Source organism: Tumebacillus flagellatus (assembly GCF_000714935.1).
GTDB lineage: Bacteria > Bacillota > Bacilli > Tumebacillales > Tumebacillaceae > Tumebacillus > Tumebacillus flagellatus.
In genome coordinates this window covers 132432-141644 of sequence record NZ_JMIR01000031.1, presented here as the reverse complement: position 1 = coordinate 141644, position 9213 = coordinate 132432, and the positions used below count along the sequence as shown (strand labels likewise).

Genomic DNA, 9213 nt, shown 5'->3' with positions numbered 1-9213 from the left:
TGACCGCAACCGACGCAGGGTCCGGCGTGGCCAAAACCTACTACTCCGTCAACGGTTCCGACTATGTAGAAGGTACCAGCGTCCTCTTGAACCAAGACGGCGCAAACGTTGTCTCCTATTACTCTGTGGACAACGCAGGGAACAAAGAAGCAGCTCAATCCTTCACCGTCAAGCTCGACAAATCGGCACCGACCACCGTTTCCGACGCTCCGACCACTTGGTCCGCATCTGACGTGACGGTCCACTTGACGGCGACGGACGCAACCAGCGGTGTGGCGAACACCTACTACAGCATCAACGGCGGTCAAGCGGTGCAAGGCACGTCCTTCACTCTGACCCAAGAAGGGCAGTACACGGTGACCTTCTACTCCGTTGACAAAGTGGGCAACGCAGAGCAAGCAAACACCCTGACTGTGAAGATCGACAAAACCGCTCCGGTCACCAAGGCGTCTGACGTCCCGACCGACTGGACCCAAAATGACGTGACCGTGAACTTCACCGCAACCGATGCGGCGTCCGGAGTAGCGAAAACTTTCTACTCCATCAACGGCGCACCGTATGTGGAAGGCAAATCTGTCAAAGTCACGCAAGAAGGAACGATCACCCTCAGCTACTACTCGGTCGACGCGGCCGGGAACCAAGAAGCGGCAAAATCGCTGACCCTGAAGATCGACCACACCCCGCCGACTGCAACCATCAACCTCAACGACGAGTATGCAATCGGTTCTTGGATCAACATGCGCGACATCGTGACCTTCAACGATACGACGTCGAAGATCGTTTCCAAGAAAGTGAAGATCGAAGGACCGTTCGGCATCCGCACGTTTGAACTCTTCGACCACCTGCTCGTTCTGCTGCCGGGCACCTACAAAGTGACCGTCACGGCAACCGACGCAAGCGGTCAATCGATCAACGCCACCAAGTCGTTCACCGCGTTCATTCCGGTGCAACTCGATGTAACGCCGGGCGTGATCAAGGGCAACAGCGGTGTGTTCACCGTCCGTACGTCCCTGCCGAGCGGCTTCCTGACGCAAGGCTTTGATCTGGACAGCGTCACCCTCGACGGCGTGCATGCGTTGAACAGCAACAACGGGTACTACCAGCAAGCGAAGAACGGCCAATTCAAGTTCGAGCGTTCGGACTTCAAAAAATGGACTCCGGGTCTTCACGAAGTTGAGTTCCGCGGCTACAACAACGGATTCCTCGTGGTTGGCAAAGGGTACATCACCTTGAAGTAATGTGGGTAGTAACAAAAAATTCAGACCTCCTGCCAGATCGGCGGGGGGTCTGTCTTTTTAAGTCACCAGACGCGTGGTAAACTAACAAGGAATCTATCCGTTTCGGAAGGGACCGAGGCACTTGGCCAACAACAAAAACTCCAAAAAAACCACGCAACGCAACACCAAGAAGAAAAACTCCAACTCGATGACCTGGATCTTCGGCGGCGTCGTGTTGCTCTTGCTCGTGGCGATCATCTGGGGCATGCTCTCCAACAGCAACGAAGGGACAGCATCGGCCGCTCCGGAGATTGACAACATCGCCTGCCAGAGCATGGAGGGCGCCACTCAGCATAATCACGCGCATTTGGCGATCTTCAACAACGGCCAGCGTGTTGAAGTTCCGGCAAACATCGGGATTCTCCCCGGCAACAACTGCATGTACTGGCTGCATACCCACGACAACACCGGCGAACTCCACATCGAGTCACCCGTCTCCCGCGACTTTACGCTCGGAAACTTCTTTGACATTTGGAAACAACCGCTCGACCAAACCCATGTGCTGAGCTACTCCAACGGCTCGCCGCTGAAAGTCTACGTCGACGGCAAACCGTTTGACGGTGACCCGCGCACGATCCAGTTGAAGAGCCACACGATGATCACGTTGGAAGTCGGTCCGAACTTCGTGGAACCGGCGACGTTCAACTTCCCGCAAGGCGACTGATCGGTCTGTTCGCGTCCTTCCTTACATAACATGGGGAAAAAAGCAAAGAAGGTGCGCGATGTTCCCGTTTCTGATCGGACGCCGTGTGTACAGCATGATGAAGAAGTATCAGATCGAGATCTTGAACCACCAACCGGGACGCATCGAGCTCTATTCTCCAATGTGGAAAGACTCCGACGAGATGTCGGAGTTGCTCACCCAATTTGACAAGGAACCGGGTCTGCACAACATCGCGTTCGCCAAGCGGGAAGGTACATTGCAAATCTCGTTTGACGAAGCGCTGACCAAGGACTATGCCCGTCTCGAACAATGGATGCAACGCCTGGAGCAGTTCGGGCGCAACCGGTAAGAAGCGACAACTCCGCCGTGGGGTTGTCGCTTTTTTTTTTCTGGAGTTGGAAGCGTGGAGAAATGCTGGAACGGGTACTCTAACAATGAATCCGGAACTGCGTTCGGCGGGAGGCCCTCTATGGTAAGAACAGAAATTTCATCGTTTCAGGCTGTGTTGCTGATGCTCGCGTCCACAGGACTGATCAACCATGTGATTATCATTCCGATGATCTTGCAGAAGATCGGCAGAGATTCTTGGATCTCCGTGTTCTTGGCCGCAGCCGTCGCGCTGCTCTGGTCACCGCTGTTGGTGCTGATCTGCAAGCGTCTGCGTCAGCGGTCGCTCGTTGTCTGGTTTCGCGAGCGATACGGCAAAGCTGTCGCCGGCGCATTGGGCGGGCTGATCTCTTTGTACCTCTTGGCGGTCAGTGCCATGACCTTGAAATCCATGCTGGCATGGACGAAGACTTCCTATATGACGCTGACTCCAACGATTGCGCTGCTGATCTTGTTTCTGATCCTCTGTTTTTCCAACTCGTTTGCCGGGATTCAGTCGATCGGGGCGACCGGGGGGATTCTGGTGCCGTTTGTGATCGTGTTTGGTTTTTTTGTGATGCTTGGCAACGAACACCAGAAAAACTATCATCAGCTGTTGCCGTTCTTGGAAAACGGATGGAGCCCGGTGTTCAAAGGGATCTTCTACGCCGGTGCCGGGTTTGCGGAATTGCTCAACGTGCTGTTGATCCAACATCATGTCAAAAAACCGGTAGGCTGGAAGCTGTTCTTGCTCTTGGTTTTCTGTTTCATGGGGTTGACGTTAGGGCCGCTGACGGGGGCGGTCGCCGAGTTTGGCGCCTTTGAAGCGGCGGAGCAACGGTTTCCGGCTTATGAGGAGTGGCGACTGCTCTTCATCGGACGCTATGTGGAGCACGTGGACTTTCTCTCGATCTACCAGTGGTTGGTCGGCGCGTTTTTGCGCATCTCGCTATCGATGTACTTGATCCCGGACGTTCTGTTGATCCAAAAAACGCGAAAACGGCTCGTGGTGTTGTTGCTTTCCTATGCTGCAATCGGAGCCTTTGTCTTGCTTCCGCTCAACGACATGACGTATCTGTCGGTGATGACGACGTACGGCATTCCGGGGCTCACGGCGGGGTTGTGGATTTTTTCGCTGGTGTTGGCAGTATTGATCTTTGTTCGGAGAAAGCAAAGGGAGGCGTGAGGGGATGGAAGCGGACTTGCGAGACTGGTTTCGCACGAATGGAGATGTTGTGTTTCAAACGATGTATATCGGGACATTCCCTCGTCAACTCACCCTGTTGCTGGTCTATTGCGAAGGGATGACGGCCGATTCCCAAATCAACCAAACGCTCTTGCCGCAGCTGAGAAACGCCTTTCGCGACACGTTGCCGAAGAATGTTAAGCAGTTGGAGCGCATGAAACCGCTGCTGATGACCTTGATGACGGGTCCGCACCTCAAAGAAGCGGTGATTCGCAAAGTGTTTGAAGGGCATGTGTTGCTGTTGTTTCAAGAGCTGGGCGCGTTGTACGCGTTCAACCTGTCAAAATTTCCGCAGCGCAAGCCGGAGGAGCCGAGCACCGAAATTTCCATCCGCGGGGCGCGGGACGGACTGGTCGAGGAACTCAACGTCAACGTGGGATTGATTCGCAAACGGATGCCGACGAACACGATGTGTTGCGAGGAGTTTTCGCTTGGCACACGCTCACAAACCAAGGTTGCCATGCTGTATCTGGAGGATGTCGCCAACCCGGAAGTGATCGAGAAGATTCGGAGCAAAGTCAAAAGCTTTCAGGAGGACGCTCTTCAGAGCTCGCAACAGTTGGAGGAATATCTCGGGGGGACGCGGTTTACGCTGTTCCCGATGTTTTCCTATACGGGGCGGCCCGATTTTGCTTCGTTGTCGTTGACGAACGGGAGAATTGTGCTGCTCGTCGACGGGGCGCCCAACGCGCTCATCGCGCCGGTCTCGTTGTTTTTTCTCCTCGAAAGTCCGTCCGATTCGGTGACGTTTTATTACTTTGTTGCGTTTCAGCGGATCGTGAGGTTGTTCGGACTCTGCGTGGCGTTGATGCTGCCCGCGTTTTGGGTGGGGCTCAATTCCTACCATCAAGACCAATTGCCGTATACGTTTCTCGCCACCATCGTCGTCTCGCGCCAAGGGGTGCCGATGCCGGCGCCGATCGAAGCGTTCTTGATGATCATGCTGTTCGAGTTGTTTCGGGAAGCCGGGTTGCGGCTGCCGGCGACGGTCGGGCAGACGTTGTCGGTGGTCGGCGGTTTGATCATCGGCCAAGCGGCGATCTCAGCGGGTCTGACTTCGCCGAGCTTGCTGGTGGTGATCGCCACGTCCACGGTGGCGAGTTTTATCTTGGGCAACCAAGACTTGTCGGGATCGGTTCGCCTGCTCAACGTGCTGTTTGTGTTCGTGACGTCGATCTTCGGCATGTTCGGGTTCTTCGTTTGCGTGTTCGGGCTGTTGACCTATCTCGTCAATTTGCGCTCCTTTGGCGTCCCGTACCTTGCGCCCGCCTCTCCGCTCGTGCAACCGGACATTCGCCGGTACTTCTTTCCGCTCCCGTTCGGTACTTCGAAGAAGCGTCCGGAAGTCCTCAACACGCAAAACTCCAATCGCACAGGAGAGGACTCACCGTGAAACAGAAGGCTCGTTTGGCGTTGTGCTTGCTGTTGTCGGCCGTTCTGTTGACAGGCTGTTGGGATTTCCGGGAAGTGGAGCATGTGATCTATCTGAATGCGCTGGGTGTGGACTATGTGAAGGGGAAGTACGTGCTCTACGCGCAGGTGATCGACTTCACCAATCTGAGCAAGCAAGAGATCGGCGGCGGACGACACCCGGAAAAAGCGGCGATCGGCAAAGGGATCGGAGATTCGTTTGACGAAGCGGCGTTCAACCTCTACCGCACCGTGCAAAGCAAAATCTCATGGGCGCACATCACTGCGTTGGTGTTCACAGAACGAGCGGTCGAAGCCAACATCTCGATGAAAGCGATCGATTTGATGCGACGGTATCACGAGCTGCGGCACACGATGTGGACGTTTGGAACGCGGGAATCGTTGGCGGACCTCTTCGCCGTCACGCCGGTGATGAACTTGTCGATTCTGTATTCGAGATTGAATTCGCCGGAAGATCCGTACAAGCAGAGCTCGGATATTCGCCCGATGTTTTTGAACCAATACATTGCGTCGATCAAGGAACGGGCGGAAACTTCTCTTTTGCCGTTCCTTGCCATTTCCAAAGAGCGTTGGAAGATGGGCGAGGAGTCTCATCCGGTGTTGGAGATCAACGGCGTCGGCGTGATTCTGAACGAAAAGTACCAAGGGTTCGTCGACCGGGCGGGCTTGCGGGGGCTGCGCTGGGTGGAACCGAATCACCCGCGCAATGCCGTGTTCGTGCACCGCAACGGCAAGCCGTTTGCCGCCGTGGTGTTTCTGCATCCTTCCAGTAAGATTCGTCCCGTGGTCAACGGGGATCAGGTGCAGTTTGACATCGAAATCAAGGCGAAAGGAAGTCTGTTGGAACTGATGCAAGTTGCGTCTCTAGACGCAATCCAGAAAGCGGTCCGCGAGCAGTTGGAACACGAGGTTCGGGACACGTACGAAGTCGGGCTTGCACAGAAGTCGGACATCTTGAATTTAGGCTTGGAGCTGTTTCGCAAAGACCCGGATACTTGGCACTCCTTGCAAAAAGACGCGGAGTTGCCGCTGACCCGAAGTTCGTTGCGCAAGGTGGATGTTCAGGTGGAGATCTTGTCGTCCGGCAAATTGAAGATGTGAGGAGATCGAGCGAGAATCGAAAGCAAAGGGCGCTAAGCGGCGCCCTTTTGTTTTTTTTTCATGAAGATTTCACGGAGAGATGGTATGCTAAGGGAAGTTTTTTCAGAAAGGAAGTTTTGCTCTCATGAATTATGAAGTGTTTCAATGGATCAACAATTTGACGACTGTGTTCCCGTCGTGGCTGTCGAACTTCTTGGTGTTCTTGGCGGAGAATGTGCAATACCTCTACATCGCGTTGCTGGTCGTGCTCTGGTTTCTCGGCTCGGGCGCGGCTCGCAAGGAGAACCGCCGCACCGCTCTGTACACGTTCTTGACTTCGATGCTCGGGTTCTTGATTTCGTATATCATCGCAAAAGTCTACACCCATCCCCGTCCGTTTATGGTGCATGACGTGCACCAGTTGATCCCGCACGCACCGGAGAACTCCTTCCCGAGCGATCATGCGACGCTCGCGTTTGCGTTTGCGTGGATGATGCTGTTCCGCAAGCGCGTGTGGGGCGCGTGGCTGATGCTCTTGGCGGTCGTTGTCGGGTTTGGCCGCGTGTTTGGCGGCGTACACTATCCGATGGACATCGTCGGCGGCTTTGTCGTCGCGTTGTTCGCGGCGTGGGCAGTCTTGCGTACGAGCCGCATATGGAACGCGCTTCCGTTCGTTCGGGACGAAGACGCAACGTTGCGCGGCTGATATTTGTTTCAGGAAAAAAGTCTGTCTCTCTTGCGGGAGGCAGGCTTTTTTGTGGTTGTATGTATTTTCCAGAAGTGGTATACTGGTTGGGCACTTTTTTCTGAAAGAACGGAAGGGAAGGTGACGGGATGTCGATTACGGAACATCAGGAATACCAAAGCGAACGCACCCGCTTGGAAGCGACCAAGGAGTATATCGGGCTGGTGCTGCAAGAGAGTGAGCAGAACGAAGACGCGTTTCGCGAAAGCATCAAGGAAGCGTACGCGAATCTGAATTCCTTGGACGGCTCCGAGGGCTACATCGCCTTGCTGACCAGCGCTCGGTTCTTGGACATGACGCGGGAGAGTCTGCGCCAACTGCGGCAGGTGCAAAGCAAGCCGTATTTTTGCCGGATCGATGTGAGGCCGGAGAACTACGACCAGATTCAGCCGCTCTACATTGGCAAAGCGTCGCTGTTCCGACCCGATACCCAAGAGCCGGTGATCGTGGATTGGCGCTCGCCGATCGCCAACGTCTACTACGAGGGCCGCATCGGGCCGATCTCCTACGAAACGACGACGGGCACGGAGCGCGGCGAGCTGTTTCGCAAGCGGCAGTACACGATTGAAAACGGCGAACTGCACGACTTCCGCGACCTCGACATCACCACGCGCGACGAACTGCTCCAAGAGTCGCTGGGCGGCAGCGCCGACTCCCGGCTGAAGGACATCGTCTCCACGATTCAAGAAGAACAAAACCGCGTCATCCGCGCCGAAATGTACCGTCCGATGATCGTCCAAGGGGCGGCGGGCAGCGGAAAGACGACCATCGCTCTGCACCGCATCGCCTACCTCATCTACACCTACGGGGACAAATTCAACCCCGACCAATTCATGATCTTGGCACCCCACCAACTTTTCTTGAAGTACATCGCCGACGTTCTGCCGGAACTCGGGGTGGAAGCGGTCAAACAGACCACCTACCTCGATTTCGTGTTCGAAGGCATGGGCAAGAAACTCAAACTCACCGATCCCAACGAACGGCTTTTCCAATTCCTCGAAGGCGGGGACCAGACCGACCTGTTGCGCTTCGTTTCGCGCTTCAAGGGTTCCGTCGAGTATAAACAGCTGATCGACGCGTATCTCGATGCGCTCACCGTTCGGATGTTGCCCAGGGAGGACTTCAAACTCGCCAAGCACATCATCTGCCCGGCGGACGAGATTCAGAAGTTTTTCCGTACAGACTATGTGCGCCTGCCGATCTACAAGCGGGTGGAGAAGATCAAGAAGATCCTCCAAGACCGCTTGAAGGTGAAAAAGAAAGAAATCATGAAGCACATCGTCGACCACTATGACCATGAGATCGACCAAGCGTTCGTCCACTACCGCGACCCGGAGAAGCGCCGAACCCACGTCGTCAAGTTGATGGATGCCAAGGAAGACCTCTTGAAAAAAGTCGAGGCCCGCTCCAAGACGCTGGTCAAAGACTACATGGCAAAGTTCCCCAAACAGACCCTCGCCGCGCACTACCGCGAGTTTTTGCAGGACGAGGCGTTGCTTTCGACGGCGGCGAGCGCGGAGGAGATCGGCTTCCTGCAAGAGCATACGTTTGCGCTGCTGGATAAAAAAAGGATGGAGCTCGAAGACACGGCGGCGCTGCTCTATCTGCAACACAAATTGTTCGGACTGTTGTCGGAGATGAAAGTTCGCAACCTCGTGATCGACGAAGCGCAAGACTACAGCGTGTTTCAGCTTCTGACGCTCAAGGAAGTGCTCGGCTCGGACATGTTCACGATCTTGGGCGACCTCTCGCAAGGGATTCACTCGTACCGGGGGGTTGAAAGTTGGGACAAGGTGCTCCAAGCGGTGTTCCCGAGCGGCAACTGCAACTACCTCGTGCTGGAGCAGAGTTACCGGACGACGGTGGAGATCATGAACCTCGCCAACCGCGTCATCGTGCATTCGTCCACGCCGGGGCTCGTGCTTGCGAAGCCGGTTGTGCGGCATGGAGAAGAGCCGCGGCAGGAGGTCTTCACGGAAGAGAGCGCGCTGATCGCCCAAGTGCTCGCCGATGTGGAGCGATTGAAGGGAGCCGGCATGAATTCCGTCGCCGTGATCGGCAAGACCATGGCGGAGTGCCGGCGGATCAAGAAACGGCTCGACGAGCAGGGGACGGAGCTGCGCATCCAAGTCCTCGATGAAAAAGAAGACTACAGCGGCTCCGACCTCGTCATCGTCCCGTCCTATGTGGTCAAAGGGTTGGAGTTTGACGCGGTGTTCATCGTGAACTTGCAAGAAGCGTATACCGCAGACGAGTTGGACGTGAAACTGCTCTACGTCGCGATGACTCGTCCGCTGCACCGGATGGCGGTGTATTCGATGGAAGGCAAGAGGGGATTGCTCGACCTGATCTAAATCGAAACACAGCAAAAAACGGCACCTGCGCGGGCGGGTGTCGTTTTTGG

Annotated in this window: 8 protein-coding genes; all 8 read left to right on the top strand. The window is 55.4% G+C overall.

The window, feature by feature from the left end; genetic code table 11:
• Positions 1–1238: OmpL47-type beta-barrel domain-containing protein (locus EL26_RS18005; RefSeq protein ID WP_238546147.1), on the top strand; the 1238-nt coding region annotated here is incomplete at its 5' end.
• 121 nt (positions 1239–1359) lie between these two features.
• Complete coding sequence (locus EL26_RS24055; protein WP_052036542.1) at positions 1360–1941, top strand: hypothetical protein; 582 nt, start codon at positions 1360–1362, stop codon at positions 1939–1941.
• 58 nt (positions 1942–1999) lie between these two features.
• Positions 2000–2290, top strand: coding sequence for a hypothetical protein (locus EL26_RS17995; RefSeq protein ID WP_038092060.1), 291 nt, complete (start codon positions 2000–2002; stop codon positions 2288–2290).
• A 120-nt stretch (positions 2291–2410) separates the two neighbouring features.
• Positions 2411–3493 (top strand): GerAB/ArcD/ProY family transporter, encoded by a 1083-nt coding sequence (locus EL26_RS17990; RefSeq protein WP_038092058.1) that lies wholly within the window; start codon positions 2411–2413, stop codon positions 3491–3493.
• Between the two features lie 4 nt (positions 3494–3497).
• A complete protein-coding gene (locus EL26_RS17985; RefSeq protein WP_052036541.1) occupies positions 3498–4946 on the top strand; it encodes a spore germination protein in 1449 nt (482 codons plus the stop codon).
• Complete coding sequence (locus tag EL26_RS17980; RefSeq protein ID WP_052036540.1) at positions 4943–6085, top strand: Ger(x)C family spore germination protein; 1143 nt, start codon at positions 4943–4945, stop codon at positions 6083–6085. The genes EL26_RS17985 and EL26_RS17980 overlap by 4 nt, the downstream gene beginning before the upstream one ends.
• A gap of 124 nt (positions 6086–6209) precedes the next feature.
• Positions 6210–6770 (top strand): undecaprenyl-diphosphatase, encoded by a 561-nt coding sequence (locus tag EL26_RS17975; RefSeq protein WP_052036539.1) that lies wholly within the window; start codon positions 6210–6212, stop codon positions 6768–6770.
• Positions 6771–6898: 128 nt separating this feature from the next.
• On the top strand, positions 6899–9163 hold the full coding sequence (gene helD / locus EL26_RS17970; protein ID WP_038092055.1) for an RNA polymerase recycling motor HelD: 2265 nt from the start codon (positions 6899–6901) through the stop codon (positions 9161–9163).
• The last annotated feature ends 50 nt before the right edge of the window (positions 9164–9213 follow it).